Origin of the sequence: Kitasatospora papulosa, assembly GCF_000717245.1 — a bacterium.
GTDB classification, from domain to species: Bacteria; Actinomycetota; Actinomycetes; order Streptomycetales; family Streptomycetaceae; genus Streptomyces; species Streptomyces papulosus.
In genome coordinates this window covers 768,399-786,706 of record NZ_JNYQ01000001.1, presented here as the reverse complement: position 1 = coordinate 786,706, position 18,308 = coordinate 768,399, and the positions used below count along the sequence as shown (strand labels likewise).

The following is an 18,308-nucleotide window of genomic DNA, read 5'->3' as shown; positions in this document are numbered from 1 at the left end:
CCGGGAGTGCGGGCACCGGGTGAAGCGCTGATTCCGGAAAGTGATCCTCGAAGCCGATCTTGCGGCATAGATCGTTTAGGGTCTGGGCAGCATCAGTGCGCACATGATGAGCCATCAAATTCGGGTTCAAAACGTGCACTTCAAGTCAATGGGCGTCAATCCCGATCGCCCCGATCACAGGACGGGGGCCTGTGAATCGTCTCAAGAGAGGACGCCAATGCCGCAGGACGTCACCTTCGACCTCCCCTTCCAGGCTCCGGTCAGCAAGCACCTCGCCCACGCACGGGAGCGCCACCTGCGCTGGGTGTGGGAGATGGGCCTGGTACGCAGCCAGGCCGGGTTCGAGGAGTACCAGTCCTGGGACCTGCCCCAGGCCGCGGCACGGACCTATCCCTACGCCTCGGCCGAGGACATGGTCGTCCTGATGAACTGGTTCTCCCTGGCCTTCCTCTTCGACGACCAGTTCGACTCGGGGAGCCCCGACCGCGCGGACCGCATAGCAGAGGTCGCGCGGGAGCTGATAGCCACGCCGCTCCGGCCCGCGGGGACGGCCCCCCGCGTGGTCTGCCCGATCACCGTGGCCTGGGCGGAGGTGTGGGCCCACCTCTCGGATGGCATGTCCCTGACTTGGAAGACCAGGTTCGCCGCCTCCTGGGGGCGCTTCCTCGTGGCACACACCGAGGAGGTCGACCTGGCTGCCGAGGGCCGGGCCGGAACCCTCGGCATCGAGGAGTACGCGGACTTCCGCCGCCGCACCGTGGGCATCCACCACAGCATCGACGCGGGTGAACGCAGCCGCGGCTTCGAGGTGCCGGCCCAGGTGCAGGCGCACGAGCTGATGGTCAGGATGCGGGACCTCGCCGCGGACACCATCGGCTTCATGAACGACATCCACTCCTTCGAGCGGGAGAAGCGCCGCGGCGACGGCCACAACCTCATCGCCGTGCTGCACCGCGAGCGCGGCGGCACGTGGGAGCAGGCCGCCGACGAGGCGTACCGCATGACCACCCGGTGCCTGGAGGAGTACCTCGCACTCGAGGCGCGCGTACCGGCGATGTGCCAGGAGCTCGGTCTCGGCGCCGAGCAGCGGGACCAGGTGCGGATGGGCGTGGAAGCCATCCAGCACTGGATCAGCGGCAACTACGAGTGGGCGCTGACCTCGGGCCGGTACGCCGCCGCGAAGGAGGGCCCCGCCGCCACGGCGGAACTGGCCGGCCGGGGGTCGCTGGACGATCTGCTGGCCGTCTGACACGACGTCCCCGCCCGGCCGGAAGGACCCGGCCGGGCGGGGACGGCGGGCGCGGTCAGACCGGGGCGAACGCGACCGGAAGGGCGTCCAGACGCGCTTCCCAGGTGGAGGCCGTGGCCGTGAGCTCGTCGGCGGGTACCGACAGGTGCAGCCCGGGCAGCCGGTGCAGCAGGACGTCGACGGCGGTCTCGATGATGGCCTGGCCGATGTTCTGCGCGGGGCATTCGTGCGGCCCGCCGCTGAACGCGAGGTGCGACTGGTTGCCGTGCACGGAGACACCGGAGTCCGGCCGGATGTCCGGGTCGGCGTTGCCCGCGGCGAGCCCCAGCACCAGCAGGTCGCCCTCCTTGATCTGCGTACCGCCGAGCTCGAGGTCCGCCGTGGCGAAACGCCCCGGCAGGACCGCCAGCGGCGGGGTGTTCCACATGACTTCCTCGACGACCTCGGAGACGGACCGCTGGCCGCTGACGAGCCCGGCGAGCCGTGAGCCGTCGGTGAGGACCATCTCCAGGACCCGTGCCAGCAGGTTGCTGGTCGTGGTGTGGGCGGTGATCAGCACCAGGCGCAGATGGCTGAGGATCTCGCCCTCGTCGAGGCCCGCGGCGTGCGCGAGCAGCCCGGTGGTGAAGTCGGGGCCGGGCTCGGCCCGCTTGCGTTCGGCGAGCCCCCCGAGGATCTCCATGATGCGGTCGTTGTGCTCCAGGGCGTCCGGGCCGCCCTTGATGACCTGGGCGCAGGAGACCGCGAGGCTCCGCCCCCCGGCCGCCGGGAGTCCGAACAGCCGGGTCAGCACGAGCATCGGCAGGTACTCGGCGTACTCGCCCACCAGGTCGGCGCTGCCTTTCCCGGCGAACGCGTCGATCTGCTTGTTCGCGAAGTGCGTGACGTGGCGCCGGATGCCGCGTCCCGCGAGCGTGTCCAGGTTGTCGGTGACGGCCCTGCGCAGCCTGCGGTGCGGCTCGCCGTCCTGGGACACGCAGTCGGGGCGCCAGCCGAGCATCTGGATCAGCGGCGACGTCTCCTCGACGCCCCCTTCCTTCCAGTCCCGCCAGATGCGCGAGTCCCGGCTGAACTGGAGGGGGTTGTCGAGCACCCGCCGGCTCTCCCGGTAGCCGAGGACCAGCCAGGCGCGGACGTCCCCCTCCAGGAGCACCGGCGCGACCGCCCCGTACTCCTTGCGGAGCCGCCCGTAGATGCCCTGCGGGTCGATCGCCGCCTCCGGCCCGTAGAGCCGGGTGAGCTCGGACCCGTCGCCGTGCATGACGGGGCAGCCGCCGAGGGGGGCCTCCGCGTCGTTCGCGGAGTGCTCGGTCATCGGGGCTCCAGGGCTGAGTCGGAGCGTTCCTTGAGGTGGCGGATCAAGGCGATCAGCACGTCACGGCTGGAGTTGCGGTCACGGGCGTCGCAGGTCACCACCGGGGTGTTCTCGGGGATGTCCAGGGCGTCGCGGATCTCCTCGACCGGATGGTCCTGGGAGTCGGGGAACACGTTCAGGGCGATGACGAAGGGCACGTCCTGCCGCTCCATCTCCTCGATCGCCCGGAAGCTGGAGGCCAGCCGCCGGGTGTCCACCAGCACGACGGCCCCGAGGGCGCCCTTGAACAGGCCGTTCCACAGGAACCAGAACCGCTCCTGCCCGGGTGTCCCGAACAGGTACAGCACCAGCTCCTCGTTCAGGCCGATCTTGCCGAAGTCGAGGCTGACGGTGGTCTCCTGCTTGTCCGCCACCCCGATCAGGTCGTCGACGTCGACGCTGGCCTGGGTCAGCGTCTCCTCGGTGGTGAGCGGCTTGATGTCGCTGACCGATCGCACCAGGGTGGTTTTCCCGGTACCGAATCCGCCCGCGATCATCACCTTCACCGAGCGGGTGCCCCCGGCCGTCTGCCGGTCGGGATGGTCAAAGCCTTTGAAGTCCACTGAGTACCTCCTCAAGGAGCGCGAGGTCGGGCCCGCGGCCGGCGCCTGACGCCGGGATGGGATCACGGGCCTCGACACGGCCTGCGTCCAGCAGATCGGCCAGGAGTACCGCGAGAATGTTGAAGGGCAATCCGAGATGGGCGCCGAGTTCGGCCACCGACAGCGGATCACGGCAGCGCCGCAGAATCTCCTCGTGCTCGTGCTGCAGGCCCGTCTCGGCCGCGGCGCGGGAGATGATGAGGGTCGCCACGTCCAGGGTCGACGCCGAACCCCCCGGTCCGCTGCGTCCTCCGGTGAGGACGTAGTAGCGCTCGAGACCGGGCGGGTCCGTCGGTCGGCGGGGACCACTCATCCAGAGTGCTCCTCCAGGCGCGGGCTGGTGCCGAGAAGCTCACCCATCCTGCGCGCCAGGTCCCTCATCTGATGTCCGAGCAGGCCCTGGTCGAGCCCCTCCTTGGCGAGAACTCCGAGATACGTCTCCACGCCCGCCCGCACCACGAAGAGGTGACCGCCGTCGACCTCGATCATCGCCAGGCGCAACTGCCCCGCGTAGTTCGGGAATTGCTCGGCCACGGGCTGCGCGAGGGCTTGCAGGCCGGCGACCACGGCGGCGAAGCGGTCCACGTCGTCCGGGTCCTCGGCACCGTAGGAGGTGATGGCCTTCCCGTCGCTGGAGGCCACGAGGGCGAAGCGGATCTCCCTGATGCTCTCCGTCAGATCCCGGAGTGCCCAGCTCACGTCGGTTCCCTGTTGCGTCATGTGGACTAGTCGCTCTCTTCCGTGCGGTTCATCTCGCGGCCGGCATTCTTCTCACGGGCGTCCGGTCCGGTGTACGCGGCCGTGGCGGCGGGCGGGACACTCTCGCGTCCGGCCGTGGCGAAGGCGGCGAGACCGGCGAACGAGGCGTCCGGCGGCACGGCTGCCACGGACTCCATGGCCCGTCCGGCGGTGGCCTGGCGGGCGCTCGGCGCGTCCGCCCGCCTGCTCCTGCGGCGGGGCAGGCCGCCGGGTGTGGTGTCCATGGTCTCGGTGGGCTCGGCGCTCTCCACGGGCACGGCGTACCCGGCCGGCTCGGGGACCGGCGCGGTCCGTACCGGGAGGCCGGCGGACGGGTCGGCCCTTCCCGCGACGGGCCTGGCGGGCTCGGTCACGGGGGCGGACAGGTGGCTGAAGTACTTGTGGGGAACGACCACGACCACCGAGGTGCCGAGCCACGGCGAGTCGGCGAAGGTGACCCGGATGCCGTAGCGGCGCGCCAGGGCGCCCACCACGCGCAGGCCCAGGTTGGCGTCCTCCGAGATGCCTCCGAGGCCGGGACCCTTAGCGGTGCCGGCGATGGACTGCTCCGCCTCGCGCTTGCGCTCGTCGCTCAGCCCCTTGCCCGCGTCCTGGATCTCGATGCCGACGCCGTTGGGGACCTCCTTGCCGGAGACGACCACGGGCTCGGTGGGCGGCGAGTAGCGCGCCGCGTTGTCGAGCAGGTGGGCGAAGATCAGCGTGAGGTGGTCCACCAGGCCGCCGTCGACACCGAGTTCGGGCAGGTGCCGGACCTGGATGCGGTTGAAGTCCTTGATGCGGCCGATACCGCCCCGCACCACGCTGAGGAGCCGCTGCGGCTCCTGCCACTGGCGTCCGGGCCGGTCCGAGCCACCGAGCACTCCGATGCTGGCCGCGAGACAGTCGGCGGGACCGATCTCCTGGTCCAGTTCCATGAGTCCCTGGGCCACCGCGGGCAGCCGTCCGTGTTCGCCCTGCATCTCGTGCAGACGGCCGCGCAGACGGCCCGTCAGCACGTGGATCCGGCTGCCGATGCCGACCACGGCCTGCTCGGCCGACGTGGAACGATTCAGCTCCTCTTCCACACCGAGCAGCGCGGTTCTGAGGACCTTGCGCTGCGCGGCGCGCAGCTCCGGGCTCACCCGGGCGTCCTGTTCGGCCTCGTCCAGGATGTCGTCGATGGCCTCGCCGTCGCGCAGCCGCTGGATCGCCTCGGGGAGGTCGCTGTCGCCGAGCCTGGCGACGGCTGCCTGCTGGAGTGCGAGGTGCCCCTCCATGGCGTCGGTCCGCGAGGCGAGTCCGGCCTCGTACGCCTGGGCCTGCTCCGCGAGCCGGGCCTCGAAGGCCGCGGCCTGCTCGCCGAGTTGCGCCTCGATGGCGGAGCGTTCGGCGGCGAACCTCTGTTCCCGGCTGCGCACATCCGCGTAACGCTGCTGGGAGTGCTCGGTCTGGGCCGAGAGGAAGTCGTTCTTCGCACGGCCCAGTTGGGTCCGGGTCCGGACGAGGAGCCGTACACAGGCGGCGCCTGCGACGGTGACCGCGGCACCCGCGAACGTCGCGGGTATCTGGACCTGTTCAGGTCCCGCCACTGCGGTGGCGACGGTTCCGGCTCCTAAGGCCAGCGGCATCAGCCACCAGCCGTACCAGGCGACGGGTGCACGTGCCGCTGGTGGTGGAGTGGCAAGTTCCATCTAAATCCTTCGAGAGCAACACAATCGAACAGGGGGGGTCGTTCGGGCGCCGCACACGTCGAGCGGGCAGCGCGACGGCGGCCGAGTGAGTTCGAGTCAACTCGCCGCGCCGCAGGGGAGCCTATCGGGTTAGGGGTCAAGGTGATCAACTTCCCTCCGCATACCGGAAGCATTCGTTCATGCCGTGGCCGGAAACCTTCCGCACGGACCTCGCCGGAAACGGGCGGCGGGAGCAGGGCAGGACGACGGGCCCACGTCGCCCCGGACAGGCGGGCACGGGCTGCGGCCCCCGGTGGCCGGGCGGCGGAGGGCACGTCCGGGAAGGGAGGCACGGGGCCGCTGGCGTGTCCGCGCGCAGGCGCGGCACGTGGGATCAGGACGGCTGCCGGAGCAGGAAGGAGGCGGCAGACGAGTCGGGCTGTACGCCGGGTTCTGTCGCCCGGTCGCCTCGCGGCGGCCGGGGAGACGGCCATCCATCTAGGACCGGCATTGCTGCCGGCCTCGTGCGGTCTACCCGCGAACTCGGGCGGGCAGCCCTCGGACGTTCGCGCAGGAGCACCGGGGTGCTCCCTCTTGACCTTGCTCCGGGTGGGGTTTACCTAGCCGTCCGAGTCGCCTCGGACGCTGGTGGTCTCTTACACCACCGTTTCACCCTTACCGGGGACCGAGATCCCCGGCGGTCTGTTTTCTGTGGCACTGTCCCGCGGGTCACCCCGGGTGGCCGTTAGCCATCACCCTGCCCTGTGGAGCCCGGACGTTCCTCGGGAGGATCCGGAGATCCTCACGCGGCCGTCCGCCCGGCTCGTCTGCCGTGGTGACCATGCTACCCGGCGGGGGTGGGGGTGAAGGCCGCGATGCCCGCCTCCCAGGCCGCGGAGAGGTCGGCACCCGGAGGGAAGCGGCCGTTGAGTTCCAGGACGACCATGCCGTGGGCGAAGGCCCAGGCCGCTCGTGCCCGGTCCTCGTCACCGCCGGCGGCACGGTACAGCGGAGCGGCGGCGGCGTCCGCCGCTCCCCCGGCGGGGAGTGCGCGGCCCATCGTGAGGAGGTAGAGGTGCGGGTGCGCCAGGGCGTAGGTGCGGTAGGCGGTGGCGAGGGCGGAGAAGGAGCCGGGGGCCGCCGCCTCGGCGGCCGTGAGGACCCCGGCGGTCTCGCGGAGCATCTCGGCGGCCAGCGCCGCCACGACGGAGGACTTGTCCGGGAAGTGCTTGTAGAGGGACGGCGCCTTGACGCCCACCCGGTCGGCCAGCCGGCGCATGGTGAGGGCCTCGGGGCCCTCCGCCTCCAGCAGGGCACGCGCGGCTGCGACGATCTGCCGGGGCCGGTCGGCGGTGGGGGCGATGGCGAGGTCACTCACGCATGAGACCTTCCCTGGTACGGAGTCGGTACGCGGTCCGCGGCCGAGGACGTGATCGTACGAGATGGGGACAAGCCGGTCGTCACGGACCTCGGGACGCGCGCGATGACCGAGGCGTGCGCCGGGGCCGGGGCGCTCAGGCGGGCACGAAGAGCACCTTCGACGGGCCGAGGTCCGCCCGGGCCAGGCGGACCCGGAGCCGCTCGCCCAGCGGGAGCGGGGAGCCGGACTCGATCCGGGCGACGATCGCCGGGTCCTCGACGCGGACGGTGCCCACGGCGGGGTCGTCGTCCTCGACGTCGATGACGTACGCGTCGAAGGTCCGGCCGGTCCGGTCCGGTCCCCGAGCAGTGCCGCCTCCACGAGGTCGACGCACTCGCGCTCCACGGTGTTCGCGCGGCGGGTCCCCTCGGCCATCTCCTTCGGCAGGGCGTCCAGTGCCCGGAGCACCCACTCCGGAGGCTCCTGCCCCGCGGTCGCCGCGAGGCACAGCTCGGCGGCGTAGCGGTCGACCAGGCGGCGCAGCGGGGCGGTGCAGTGGGTGTAGAGCGCGGCGACGGCGGCGTGCACGGCGGGGGTGGGCAGGTCTCCGTGTGTGAACACGCTGTAGCCGGCGCCGCGCAGGAGCGTGGTGCACTCCTGGAGGAACGCCGCGTGGCTGCTCCTCGCGGGGTCGAGGGAACGCACCACCGCGGCGTACGCGACGTGGTGCGGCCAGTCGATGCGGAGTGCGTCGGCGGAGCGCCTGAGCCGGGCGACGGCACCGTCGGGGGCCACGGGCAGGGTCCGGAGGATGCCGGTGCCCGAGTCCCGCATGATGCCGGCGGCGGCCATGCCGGTGAGCAGGGAGATCTGGGCGTTCCAGCCCTCGGCGGCCACGGGCGCCCGGTAGGCGAGGCCGTAGCCCCCGTCGCGTTCGACGATCTCCTGCTCGGGCACGTCGAGCGAGATTCCGCCCCGGGCGGTCTCCTGCTGTTCGCGCAGCAGGCCGATGGTCCTCAGCAGGGCGAGCGGTTCCTCGGCGCTGCCCGCGTCGATCCGGCGCTGGACGCCGGCGTGGTCGAGCTTGGCCCGGCTGCGTACGAGGGCACGGCGCAGTTCGGTGGCGACCGTACGGCCCTCGGTGTCGAGGTCGATCCGCCAGAGCGCGGCGGGACGGGTCTCGCCGGGAAGGAGACTGGCGGCCCCCTCGGAGAGCACCGGAGGGTGCAGGGGGATCCTGCCGTCCGGGAAGTACAGGGTCGTCACCCGCCGGTGGGCCTCGGTGTCCAGCGCACCGCCGGGCCGGACGAAGGCGGCGACGTCGGCGACGGCGTAGTGCACCCGGTAGCCGTGCGGGCGGCGCTCCAGGTACATCGCCTGGTCGAGGTCCGTGGAGTCCGGTGGGTCGATGGTGAACATCGGCAGGCCGGTGGCGTCCTGGTGCCCCGGCAGGTGCGGGGCCCTCGCGGCCTCCCCGGCCTCGGCGAGGACGGCGGGCGGGAAGCCCGCGGGCAGGTCCAAACGGGTACGCGGCGCGTGCAGGGCGGCCCGCAGCGGGGCGCCGTCCGCGCCGGTCATGCGTAGCTGGCGGCGGGGCATGCCACCGAGCGTAGGCCGGGGCGCCGGGGTCGGCATCCCGGTCGCCCGGCGGGCGGGGCGCGGACCGGACCGTACCCTTGCCGGAGGGTCTCCCGCGCGTGAGGGGGCCCGTGCCGCGTATGAAGGAGATCGCCCGTGCTCGTGCTGTTGCCGCCCTCCGAAGGTAAGGCCGCCTCGGGGCGCGGGGCACCGCTGAAGCCGGAGTCGCTGTCCCTGCCGGGTCTCGCGGACGCCCGCGCCGCGATCCTCGACGAGCTGGTCGAGCTGTGCGTGGCGGACGAGGACAAGGCCCGCGAGGTGCTCGGGCTGAGCGAGGGCCTGCGGGGCGAGATCGCGAAGAACGCGGAGCTGCGCACGGCCGGCACCCGGCCCGCCGGGGAGATCTACACCGGGGTGCTGTACGACGCGCTCGGCCTGGCCACGCTGGACACGGCGGCCAAGCGGCGGGCCGGGGCGTCCCTGCTGGTGTTCTCGGGGCTGTGGGGCGCGGTGCGGATCGGCGACCGGATCCCCTCCTACCGCTGCGCGATGGGGGTGAGACTGCCCGGCCTGGGCGCCCTGAACGCGTACTGGCGCACTCCGATGGCGTCGGTCATGCCGGAGGCGGCCGACGGCGGGCCGGTGCTGGACCTGCGTTCGTCCGCGTACGCCGGGGCGTGGAAGCCCTCGGGCGAGGTCGCGGAGCGCACGGTGAGCGTGCGGGTGCTCCAGTCCCGGGTGGTGGACGGGGTGGAGAAGCGGTCCGTGGTCAGCCACTTCAACAAGGCTACGAAGGGCCGGATGGTGCGCGATCTGCTGCTGGCCGGGGCCCGCCCGAAGGGGCCCGCGGAACTGGTGGAGGCTCTGCGCGACCTCGGCTACGTGGTGGAGGCGCAGACCCCCGCGCGGGCCGGACGGCCCTGGGCGCTCGACGTGGTGGTCACGGAGATCCACTGAACGGAGTGGCGTTGCATCATACGCAACGCTCGTTGCGCATTGTGCGGTTCTCGCGGCAGGATGAGTCCATGACCTCCTCCGCGCCCGCCGCCGTGTCCGCTTCCGTGCTGGACCTCGCCCCCGTCGTCCCCGTCGTCGTCCTGGAGGACGCGGCCGACGCCGTGCCGCTGGCCCGCGCCCTCGTCGCGGGCGGGCTGCCCGCGATCGAGGTCACGCTGCGGACGGCGGCCGCCCTCGACGCGATCCGGGCGATCGCCTCGGAGGTCCCCGGCGCCGTGGTCGGCGCGGGCACGGTGATCTCCCCGGCGCATGTGGCGGACACCGTCGCGGCGGGGGCCCGCTTCCTGGTCAGCCCCGGCTGGACGGAGGCTCTGCTGGACGCGATGAAGGCCTCGGGCGTGCCGTTCCTGCCGGGTGTCTCGACGACCTCCGAGGTCGTGGCACTGCTGGAACGCGGGATCACGGAGATGAAGTTCTTCCCCGCCGAGGCCGCGGGCGGCACCGCTTATCTGAGGGCCCTGGCCTCTCCGCTCCCTCAGGCCCGGTTCTGCCCGACGGGCGGCATCTCCCTGGCCTCGGCGCCGTCGTACCTGGCGCTGCCCAACGTCGGCTGCGTCGGCGGCAGCTGGATGGTGCCCGGCGACGCCGTCGCGGCGAAGGACTGGGCGCGCGTGGAGCGGCTGGCCGCCGAGGCCTCGGCGCTGGGCCGAGGCTGACCCCGGCGCGCGGCGGGCCGGGGCCCGCCCCGCCGTCCGGAACGTGACGCCCCGCGGCCTACCGCAGGTGCGAGGTGTCGTTGAGGAGTCTCAGCGACGGGTTCCCGTCGGCGTAGTACGCCACCGTCGAGACGGAGGCGGGTGAGAGCTCCATGCGGTACAGCGACTCCGGAGGAGCGCCCAGTGCGAGCCGGACCAGGGTCTTGATCGGGGTGACGTGCGTGACCAGCAGCACCGTGCGGCCCGCGTAGCGGGCGATCAGCCGGTCCCGTGCCGCCGAGACCCGCTCCGCCACCTCGGCGAAGCTCTCGCCGCCACCCGTGGGGGCCACGTCGGGGGACGCCAGCCAGGCGGTGAGGTCCGCGCCGTGGCGCTCCCGCACCTCGGCGAAGGTGAGGCCCTCCCACAGGCCGAAGTCCGTCTCGCGCAGGCCGTCCTCGACACGGACCTCCAGACCGAGCCGCCCGGCCACGGCTTCCGCCGTCTCACGGCAGCGTCGCAGCGGGGAGCTCACGATCTCCTGGACCGTGCCCCGGGCGGCGAACGCCTCCGCTGCGCAGGCGGCCTGCCGGCGGCCCGTCGCCGACAGTTCGGGGTCGCCGCCACCACTCCCCGAGAAGCGCTTCTCGGGGGTGAGGGCGGTCTCGCCGTGCCGGAGCAGGAGGAAGGTGGCGGGCGCGCCCAGGTCCGGCGCGCTCCCCCAGCCCACCTGCGGGGTCTCCGCAGGATCGGCCTGCGGAGTCTCCGCCGGACCGGCCTGCGGGGCCGGCGTCGCCGGGCGGGCGGCGGCCAGGGCGGCACGGACCTTCGCCGCACCGGCGACCGCGTCACCGGGCGGTCCTGACGGGGGCTGCTCCTCGTGGAGGACGCGCGTGCGGGTCGTCTCCACGTCGGCCGTCGAGGCCCCCGGGTCCCACTGCTCGCCCCGTCGGCCGGCGTCCATCGCCTCGTTGGCGAGCCGGTCCGCGTGCTTGTTCTCCGCGCGCGGGATCCACTCGTACGTGACCGAGGAGGCGGGCAGGATGCGCGCGGCCTCCTCGGCGAGCGGCTTCATGTCGGGGTGCTTGATCTTCCAGCGCCCCGACATCTGCTCGACCACCAGCTTGGAGTCCATCCGGACGCGCACCTGCACGGGGGTGTCCGGGAAGAGGTCCCTGACCGCCTTGAGACCGGCGATCAGGCCGCGGTACTCCGCCACGTTGTTCGTCGCGACCCCGATGTACTCGGCCGCCTCCGCGAGCGTGGCGGTGTCGAGCGGGTCGAGGACGACGGCGCCGTAGCCGGCGGGCCCCGGGTTGCCCCGGGAGCCGCCGTCCGCCTCGACGACCAGCCGGCGGGGAACGGGCATTACAGGCCCGACTCCGAGGTGCGGACCAGGATGCGGTGGCAGTTCTCGCAGCGCAGCACGGTCTCGGGGGACGCGGCCTTCACGTCGTTGACCTCGGTGATGTTCAGCTCCAGGCGGCAGCCCTCGCAGCGGCGCTGGTAGAGCCGGGCCGCGCCGACGCCGCCCTGCTGGGCGCGCAGCTTGTCGTAGAGCTTCAGCAGGTCGGCGGGGACGGCGCCCGCGACGACCTCGCGGTCCTTGGCCACGGTGGCGGCCTCGGCGTCGAGCTCCTGGGTCGCGGCGTCCCGGCGGGCGGTCGCGTCGTCGACCTTGGCCTGCACCGCGCCGACGCGCTCGGTCAGTTCGGCGACGCGCTCCTGGGCGGACTCACGGCGCTCCATGATCTCGAGGACGACGTCCTCCAGGTCACCCTGGCGCTTGGCGAGCGAGGTGATCTCGCGCTGCAGGTTCTCGAGGTCCTTCGGCGAGGAGACCGCTCCGGAGTCGAGCCGCTGCTGGTCGCGGACGGCGCGCTGGCGCACCTGGTCGACGTCCTGCTCCGCCTTGGTCTGCTCGCGGGTGGTGTCGCTCTCCTCGGTCTGCGAGGCGACGAGCAGGTCGCGCAGCTGTGCGAGGTCGCTGTTGAGCGAGTCGAGCTCGGCGTGCTCGGGCAGCGACGTGCGCTTGTGGGAGAGCTGCGACAGACGTACGTCGAGTGCCTGGACTTCGAGGAGTCGGATCTGGTCGGCGGGCGCGGCGTTCAGTTGGGGGCTCCAGAAGAGTGGTGGGTGGTCCAGGGGTCGGTGACCTGCTTCGAGACGTGGACCCGGAGGTCCCATCCGTGGCGGTCGGAAATCGCGTCGAGCTGCGCGGCGGCCTGCTCGCACCAGGGCCATTCGGTGGCCCAGTGTGCGGCATCGACGAGGCCGAGCGGCGAGTGCTGGACGGCCTCGGAGGCCGGGTGGTGGCGCAGGTCGGCGGTGAGGAAGGCGTCCACGCCGACGGCTCGTACGGCGTCGAAGAGGCTGTCGCCGGAGCCGCCGCTCACCGCGACGCGGCGCACGAGCGCGTCGGGGTCACCGGCGAGCCGGATGCCCTGCGCGGTGGCGGGCAGCCGGGCGGCGGCGCGGGCGGCGAGGTCGCGGAGGGTCACCGGGTGGTCCAGCTCGCAGACCCGGCCGAGGCCGCGGCGTCCGGTGGCGTCGGTGGGGTCCGGCACGAGGGGGCCGGTGACCCGGAGGTCCAGCGAACCGGCGAGGGCGTCGGAGACCCCGGGGTCGGCGGTGTCGGCGTTGGTGTGCGCGACGTGCAGGGCGATGCCGTGCGTGATCAGCCCGTGCACGACCCGGCCCTTGAAGGTGGTGGCCGCGACCGTCGTCGTACCGCGCAGATAGAGCGGGTGGTGGGTGACGATCAGCTGGGCACCGAGGGTGCGGGCCTCGTCGGCGATCTGCTGGACGGGGTCGACGGCGAAGAGGACCCGGTCGACCTGCGCTTCGGGGTCGCCGCAGACCGTGCCGACGGCGTCCCATCCTTCGGCCCGCTCGGGAGGCCAGAGGGCGTCGAGCTCGGCGATGACTTCAGACAGACGGGGCACGGGGGAAAGGCTACCTGTCCGCCGTGCCCCGCCGCCCCTGGCCGCCGGAGCCCCGGGACCGGGACCGGCGGCCGGTGCGAATCGTTACTTGACGAGGTCGGCGCGGAGGTCGTCGAGGACGAGGTTCGCGGAGGTGACGCCGAGACCGAGGTACCAGGTCTCGTCGGAGACGTCCTTGGCCCGGCCCGCCTTCACCGCGGCGAGGTTCTTCCACAGCGGGTTGGCGCGCGCGGTGTCGCGCTTGGTGGCCTTCGCGTCGCCGTAGACACCGGTGAAGATCCAGTCGGCGTCCGCCTGGTCGATGTTCTCGGGGCTGATCTCGGCGGCGAGATCGTCGATCTGCTGGTTCTTCGGCCGCGGCAGGCCCACGTCCTGGAGGATCGTGCCGATGAAGGACGCCTTGGCGTAGAGGCGGATCTTGTCCGGCAGGTAGCGGACCATCGAGATGGTCGGCTTGTCCGGGCCGATCTCCTCGCCGAGCTTCTTCGCGTTCGCCTCGTAGGCGGCGAGCTCGGACTTCGCCTTCGCGGTCCTGTCGAGCGCGGCGGCGTTCAGGAGGTAGTTCTCCTTCCAGGTGAAGCCGGGGCGGATGGAGAACACGGTCGGCGCGATCTTCGACAGCTCGTCGTACGTGTCGGCGGCGCGCAGCTGGCTGCCGAGGATCAGGTCCGGCTTCAGACCGGCGATCGCCTCCAGGTTGAGGCTGTTGATCGTCCCGACGCTCACCGGGTTCCCCGCGTCCTTCGCCAGGTACGACGGGATGGCCTCGTCGCCCTCGGAGGGGGCGTAGCCGACCGGCTTCACACCGAGCGAGACGACGTTGTCGAACTCGCCGACGTCGAGCACGACCACGCGCTTGGGCGCGGCCTCGATCGACGTGCTGCCCATGGCGTGGGTGACGGTGCGGGGGAACTCGCCGGCCTCGGCGTCCGTCCCGTACTCCGCGGTCTTCTTCGCCGCGTCGGCGAAGTCCTTGCCGCCCGTGGCGACGGCCGCCTTCTTGTCACCGCCGGTGTCGCCGCCGGCCGAGCCGCCCGACGTGTCGTCGCCGCCGCACGCCGAGAGGGACAGTGCGGCCGCGACCGCGAGACCGATCGCGGCGGTGCCGCGGCGCCTGAAGGACATGTTCTGCTCCGGTTCGGGGAGGACACAGGAAATTCTTAGGGCAGCCTCACCTTAGATGTGTACAGACAAGACAGCACAGGCACCCCTACCTCCGCAGGCGAATCTGGACATCAACACCCTTATGTGTGAAGTGGGGTGGCTGATGTTGTCCGGTGGGGAGTCCGAAACCTAGCTTCTGTTGCCGGAGGTGACCGGACCATGACTGCCTGTGCCATCGAGGACAAGACCGCCGGAGTCGCAGGGACTGCCGCGACGGCCGAGCCCGCGCTCGAACCCGCTGATCCGGACGGACCGGCGGAGCCGGTGAAACCCCGCGTCACGGATGCGTCGGACGAGAGCGCGGACCCGGTCAGAGCGGGTGCGGCGGACCGGGACGCCGATCCGGCCACGGCGGCGGCGCCGGGCCTGGGCGCCGGTCCGGCCGCAGGAGTGGCGCGTGCCCCGGGCCCGCGTGACCCGGGGGTGTTCCGCACCACCGCCACCGTCGTCGCCATCGCCCCCGGCAGTGCCGACCCCGGGCGGCTCGGTCCGGGAAGCCTCGGTGCCGGAAGCGTGGGCCTCGGAAGTCTCGGCCGCCGGACCCCGTCCGAGGTGCCGCGGGAGAGGGCCGGGACGCGCGACGAGCCTGTGCGGGCCGCCGCCCCCACGCCACCCCTCCCTGCCGCCGCCTCCTCCGCACCGCCGGTCCCGCCGATGCCGACGGTTCCCCCCGCACCGGCGCCCTCCGTACCGCTCGTGCGGACCGGTTCACCCCTGCCTCCCGCGCCCCCCGTCGCGGCCCACGCGGCAGCCCTCCCCGCGAGTCCGCCGCGTCCGGTGCCGCAACCGCTCACCCTGTCCGCCGACCACGCGTACGCGGCGCGGCTCACCACGGCCGGGACTGCGGGCGGGCCCGCCTGGTTCGCCGAGCGCTGGACGCTGGACGGCCCCGAGCCCTACGCCGTACCCCTCCCCCTCGACCAGCCCGAGGAGCCCGAGGCCGATGTGGTGCCGCTCGCGGACGGGCGGGTCCTGATCCGGAGACGGGTGGACGCCGACCGGCACACGTTCTCGCTGCTCTATCCGACCGGGCCCGGCACGGGTGAACTCCTGCTGGGCGCCCTCGACTGCGCGGATCTCGTGCTGCTGCCGCCGTCACCGGACGGTGCGAGCGTCCTCGCCCTGCTCCCCGGCGCGCGTTCCACCGCTGTATGGCTGGTGGCCGGCGGGGGGTTCGGTCCCGAGCACGTGGCGGACGTCCCGGGCCGCTGTTCCGGCGGTGTCTGGCTGGACCGGGAGGGCCGGCTGCTCGCCCTGGACCGGCAACTGCCCGGCGGCGGCCCCGTGAAGGCGGTCGTGCTCGACCTGGAGCGCGGCGGGGAGGTGACCCCCCTGCTGCAGATCGCGCCGGAGAGCAACGACAGGCTGCTGACGGCGGACGCCGACAGCGGACTGCTGCTGGTCAGGTCGGACGCTCCCGGTCACGACCGGCTCGGCTGGGGGGTGCTCGGCAGCTGCCTGCCGGTGCGGTTCCCGGAGTGCCTGCGCGCGGCGGACGCGACCGTGACACCGTTCGCCGTGCAGCCCGGCCAGATGCTGATGCCGGAGAGCTGTGCGGTGGCCCTGCGGATCGACGGGGCCACGGACAGCTGGGTGGGGCTGTGGCGTCCGGCGGGCCGTCGGCTGCACCAGTTCGCGGCGCCCGACGGGTGGGCGGCCGGGTCCGGTTTCTGGACCCGGGAAGGCGTGCTGCACCTGCCGTACGCGCAGGAGGGCGCGCCCTGCGCCGTGGCGCTGCTGGAGGCCCCCGTGGACGAGCCCCGCCGGGCCGCCGTGTCCGGAACGGGCGCGTCCGGGAGCACGCCGGCTTTCGGGATGTGCAAACCCGTCCCGTTGGGGCAGGCGCCTCTCACCGGCCGCACCGCACCTGGATAAACTCTCGGCGGGGCTACGCAGCCGTTCCGTGCGGGCGCCGACGGTGACCGTGCCGGGGGGCGGCGGGGCTGCGACACACACGTAAGCGATTGCAACGGGGAGATCTCCCACATGTCTGAAGCCCGAACCGACACGACCCAGACCCGTCCGCCCGAGGCGGACACGGGCCGGGGCGACGCCGGCGGCTACGGAAAGCACCGAGGAGGCGCATCCGCGGAGAGCGTTACCGCACAGCCGCACGGCCGTCACCGCCGTCCCTCCGAAGGGGGTGGCGGCGCGGCGGCCTGAGTACCGCTCCGCAGGACAGAGGGCCGTCGCAGCCACCCGGCTGCGGCGGCCCTCGGCCGTGCGGGACCCGCCGTCCCGCGGCCCGGGCCTCGCGTCCGGCCTCGCGGAGGAGGGCTACGCCTCGGGTGAGCGCAGCGCCGGGGCCGGTGCCTTCCCCGGCCGTCCCGCCCGGTTCCCGGCCCGGGTGCCCGGCCCGCCGCCGGGGCCGTTGGCTCCGCGGCCCGGCAGCCAGAGCAGCATCATCACCGCTCCGGCGACCAGCACCAGGGCGGACGTACGGAAGGCCAGGGCGTATCCGGCCGTGATCTCCGCCGCGCCCCCCGATCCCGCGGTCCGGGCCGCGGCGACCGTGGAGAGCACGGCGAGGCCCAGCGCACCGCCCATCGTCCGGGAGGTGTTGACCAGTCCGGAGACGAGTCCGGCGTCGCCGGGCGCCGCACCGGAGGTGGCGAGCGTGGCCAGCGGGGTCGAGGCCAGTCCGGCCCCCGTCATCATGAGGAGGCCGGGGAGGCAGACCGAGGTGAGATAGGAACCGTCCACGCCCATGGTGGACTGCCAGCCGAACCCGGCGGCGGTGACCAGGACACCCGTCACGGCCAGGGCCTTCGCGCCGGATCTCGTCATGATCCTGGGGGCGGCCTTCGACGCGACGAAGACGGCGACGGACGCCGGCAGGAGGGCCAGGCCGGCCTGCAGCGGTGTGTAGCCCAGGATGTTCTGGGCGTAGACGGTCATGAAGTACCACATGCCGAACGTCGCCGAACCGAGCAGCAGCATCGACACGTTCGCCGCGGAGACGGCGCGTACCCCGAGCACCCGCAGCGGCATCAGCGGCGCCGCCGCCCTCGCCTCCACCAGGACGAACAGACCCAGCAGCACCAGGCCGCCCAGCAGGGGCACCAGCGTGGCGGCGGCGGTCCAGCCCTCGGCCTCGGTCTGCACGATGCCGTACGCCGTCGTCGCCAGGCCGGCCGTGACGAGCACCGCGCCCAGCAGGTCCATCCGGCGCCGGTCACCGGCCGCGCCCTCGGCCAGCCAGACCGCCGCGCCCACGATGACCAGGGCGCCGATCGGTACGTTGATCAGCAGGACCCACCGCCAGGACAGGGTGTCGGTGAGCACTCCGCCGATGAGCCCCCCGGCCGCTCCGCCGCCCGCGCCGACCGCCATCCAGGTGCCGATGGCCCTGGTCCGCGCGGGGCCTTCGGGGACGGCGGCGGTGAGGATGGTGAGCGTCGCGGGTGACAGCACGGCGGCGCCCAGCCCCTGCCCGGCGCGGGCGGCGAGGAGCTGCCAGCCCTCCTGCGCGAACCCGCCGGCCAGGGAGGCGACGGTGAAGAGGCCGATCCCGGTCAGGAACATCCTCTTGCGGCCGTAGATGTCCGCGGCCCGTCCGCCGAGCAGCATGAACCCGGCGAAGGCGATCGAGTAGGCGTTGACGACCCACTGCAGTCCGGGCGCGCTCAGGCCCAGGTCGGTGCGCATGGACGGTAGCGCGACGTTGACCACGGACACGTCGAGGACGACGAGGAACTGACCGGTGCAGGCGGCCGCGACCACGGCCCACGTGCGGGTCCGGGACCGGGCGGGGGGCTGCTCGTGCGGGGAGGCGTCAACCATGGGTGTCATCCTCTCAGGCCCCCAGCGACCCGTACATCGGTTTCAGGTCCGGGGGGCTCTCCGCCCCTGGGCGCAGGACCTGTGCCGACTTCCCTGTTTTTACGCCGCGTTCACCGGAATATCGCGGGAGTACGAAAGTGTTCAACATGCACACACTTGGCGGTGGGCGCTGCCCTGGGCGCGTCGCCGCAGGCACCACCCCGCTCGAACGTC

Annotated in this window: 15 protein-coding genes, 1 other RNA gene and 1 pseudogene; 4 read left to right on the top strand and 13 right to left on the bottom strand. The window is 73.0% G+C overall.

Going from position 1 to position 18,308, the window contains the following annotated elements:
• The first annotated feature begins 217 nt into the window (after window positions 1-217).
• On the top strand, window positions 218-1,249 hold the full coding sequence (locus tag IA22_RS0103430; RefSeq protein ID WP_014156549.1) for a 7-epi-alpha-eudesmol synthase: 1,032 nt from the start codon (window positions 218-220) through the stop codon (window positions 1,247-1,249).
• A 55-nt stretch (window positions 1,250-1,304) separates the two neighbouring features.
• On the opposite strand, the gene IA22_RS0103425 is transcribed toward IA22_RS0103430, so the two are convergent.
• The 8 genes and pseudogenes from IA22_RS0103425 to IA22_RS33940 all read right to left on the bottom strand — a co-directional run bounded on the left by IA22_RS0103425 (window position 1,305) and on the right by IA22_RS33940 (window position 8,551).
• Window positions 1,305-2,564 carry a cytochrome P450 gene (locus tag IA22_RS0103425; protein WP_015576967.1) on the bottom strand — a complete coding sequence of 420 codons (1,260 nt, stop codon included), beginning with the start codon at window positions 2,562-2,564 and terminating at the stop codon, window positions 1,305-1,307.
• Window positions 2,561-3,166 (bottom strand): GTP-binding protein, encoded by a 606-nt coding sequence (locus IA22_RS0103420; protein WP_014156547.1) that lies wholly within the window; start codon window positions 3,164-3,166, stop codon window positions 2,561-2,563. Before IA22_RS0103420 ends, IA22_RS0103425 begins: the two co-directional genes overlap by 4 nt.
• Window positions 3,147-3,518, bottom strand: coding sequence for a DUF742 domain-containing protein (locus IA22_RS0103415; protein ID WP_014156546.1), 372 nt, complete (start codon window positions 3,516-3,518; stop codon window positions 3,147-3,149). The genes IA22_RS0103420 and IA22_RS0103415 overlap by 20 nt, the downstream gene beginning before the upstream one ends.
• Window positions 3,515-3,925 carry a roadblock/LC7 domain-containing protein gene (locus IA22_RS0103410; RefSeq protein ID WP_014156545.1) on the bottom strand — a complete coding sequence of 137 codons (411 nt, stop codon included), beginning with the start codon at window positions 3,923-3,925 and terminating at the stop codon, window positions 3,515-3,517. The genes IA22_RS0103415 and IA22_RS0103410 overlap by 4 nt, the downstream gene beginning before the upstream one ends.
• A 5-nt stretch (window positions 3,926-3,930) precedes the next feature.
• Window positions 3,931-5,634, bottom strand: coding sequence for an ATP-binding protein (locus tag IA22_RS0103405; RefSeq protein WP_015576969.1), 1,704 nt, complete (start codon window positions 5,632-5,634; stop codon window positions 3,931-3,933).
• 405 nt (window positions 5,635-6,039) lie between these two features.
• Window positions 6,040-6,439, bottom strand: an RNA gene (gene rnpB / locus IA22_RS34715) — RNase P RNA component class A.
• 18 nt (window positions 6,440-6,457) lie between these two features.
• Window positions 6,458-6,991 carry a TetR/AcrR family transcriptional regulator gene (locus IA22_RS36750; protein ID WP_014156543.1) on the bottom strand — a complete coding sequence of 178 codons (534 nt, stop codon included), beginning with the start codon at window positions 6,989-6,991 and terminating at the stop codon, window positions 6,458-6,460.
• A gap of 136 nt (window positions 6,992-7,127) precedes the next feature.
• Window positions 7,128-8,551: pseudogene (locus IA22_RS33940) on the bottom strand (RNB domain-containing ribonuclease).
• Window positions 8,552-8,707: 156 nt separating this feature from the next.
• Between IA22_RS33940 and yaaA the strand changes: the two are divergent.
• Both yaaA and eda read left to right on the top strand, forming a co-directional pair.
• Window positions 8,708-9,508 (top strand): peroxide stress protein YaaA, encoded by an 801-nt coding sequence (gene yaaA, locus IA22_RS0103390; protein WP_030122697.1) that lies wholly within the window; start codon window positions 8,708-8,710, stop codon window positions 9,506-9,508.
• 68 nt (window positions 9,509-9,576) lie between these two features.
• Complete coding sequence (eda, locus tag IA22_RS0103385) at window positions 9,577-10,224, top strand: bifunctional 4-hydroxy-2-oxoglutarate aldolase/2-dehydro-3-deoxy-phosphogluconate aldolase (RefSeq protein WP_030122696.1); 648 nt, start codon at window positions 9,577-9,579, stop codon at window positions 10,222-10,224.
• Between the two features lie 58 nt (window positions 10,225-10,282).
• Here the strand turns inward: eda and IA22_RS0103380 are convergent, their stop codons facing one another.
• The 4 genes from IA22_RS0103380 to IA22_RS0103365 all read right to left on the bottom strand — a co-directional run bounded on the left by IA22_RS0103380 (window position 10,283) and on the right by IA22_RS0103365 (window position 14,273).
• A complete protein-coding gene (locus IA22_RS0103380) occupies window positions 10,283-11,572 on the bottom strand; it encodes a bifunctional RNase H/acid phosphatase (RefSeq protein WP_014156540.1) in 1,290 nt (429 codons plus the stop codon).
• Window positions 11,572-12,315 (bottom strand): zinc ribbon domain-containing protein, encoded by a 744-nt coding sequence (locus IA22_RS0103375; protein WP_014156539.1) that lies wholly within the window; start codon window positions 12,313-12,315, stop codon window positions 11,572-11,574. Before IA22_RS0103375 ends, IA22_RS0103380 begins: the two co-directional genes overlap by 1 nt.
• A complete protein-coding gene (locus IA22_RS0103370; protein ID WP_030122694.1) occupies window positions 12,312-13,148 on the bottom strand; it encodes a Nif3-like dinuclear metal center hexameric protein in 837 nt (278 codons plus the stop codon). Before IA22_RS0103370 ends, IA22_RS0103375 begins: the two co-directional genes overlap by 4 nt.
• Before the next feature lie 84 nt (window positions 13,149-13,232).
• Window positions 13,233-14,273, bottom strand: a complete 1,041-nt coding sequence (locus IA22_RS0103365) for an ABC transporter substrate-binding protein (RefSeq protein WP_014156537.1) — start codon at window positions 14,271-14,273, stop codon at window positions 13,233-13,235.
• Between the two features lie 693 nt (window positions 14,274-14,966).
• Here IA22_RS0103365 and IA22_RS37465 point away from each other — a divergent pair.
• The gene (locus IA22_RS37465) at window positions 14,967-16,187 is read left to right on the top strand and encodes a hypothetical protein (protein WP_051694771.1); all 1,221 of its coding nucleotides are present in this window, start codon (window positions 14,967-14,969) and stop codon (window positions 16,185-16,187) included.
• Between the two features lie 402 nt (window positions 16,188-16,589).
• Here IA22_RS37465 and IA22_RS0103355 read toward each other — a convergent pair whose 3' ends face one another.
• Window positions 16,590-18,104 carry an MFS transporter gene (locus tag IA22_RS0103355; protein WP_389440504.1) on the bottom strand — a complete coding sequence of 505 codons (1,515 nt, stop codon included), beginning with the start codon at window positions 18,102-18,104 and terminating at the stop codon, window positions 16,590-16,592.
• Window positions 18,105-18,308: the final 204 nt, after the last annotated feature.

Excerpts from the sequence above, each read along its gene's own strand:
- IA22_RS0103430 (WP_014156549.1), top strand. The coding sequence starts at position 218 with ATGCCGCAGGACGTCACCTTCGACCTCCCCTTCCAGGCTCCGGTCAGC.
- IA22_RS0103425 (WP_015576967.1), bottom strand. The coding sequence starts at position 2,564 with ATGACCGAGCACTCCGCGAACGACGCGGAGGCCCCCCTCGGCGGCTGC.
- IA22_RS0103415 (WP_014156546.1), bottom strand. The coding sequence starts at position 3,518 with ATGAGTGGTCCCCGCCGACCGACGGACCCGCCCGGTCTCGAGCGCTAC.
- IA22_RS0103410 (WP_014156545.1), bottom strand. The coding sequence starts at position 3,925 with ATGACGCAACAGGGAACCGACGTGAGCTGGGCACTCCGGGATCTGACG.
- IA22_RS0103405 (WP_015576969.1), bottom strand. The coding sequence starts at position 5,634 with ATGGAACTTGCCACTCCACCACCAGCGGCACGTGCACCCGTCGCCTGG.
- eda (WP_030122696.1), top strand. The coding sequence starts at position 9,577 with ATGACCTCCTCCGCGCCCGCCGCCGTGTCCGCTTCCGTGCTGGACCTC.
- IA22_RS0103380 (WP_014156540.1), bottom strand. The coding sequence starts at position 11,572 with ATGCCCGTTCCCCGCCGGCTGGTCGTCGAGGCGGACGGCGGCTCCCGG.
- IA22_RS0103365 (WP_014156537.1), bottom strand. The coding sequence starts at position 14,273 with ATGTCCTTCAGGCGCCGCGGCACCGCCGCGATCGGTCTCGCGGTCGCG.
- IA22_RS37465 (WP_051694771.1), top strand. The coding sequence starts at position 14,967 with ATGCCGACGGTTCCCCCCGCACCGGCGCCCTCCGTACCGCTCGTGCGG.
- IA22_RS0103355 (WP_389440504.1), bottom strand. The coding sequence starts at position 18,104 with ATGACACCCATGGTTGACGCCTCCCCGCACGAGCAGCCCCCCGCCCGG.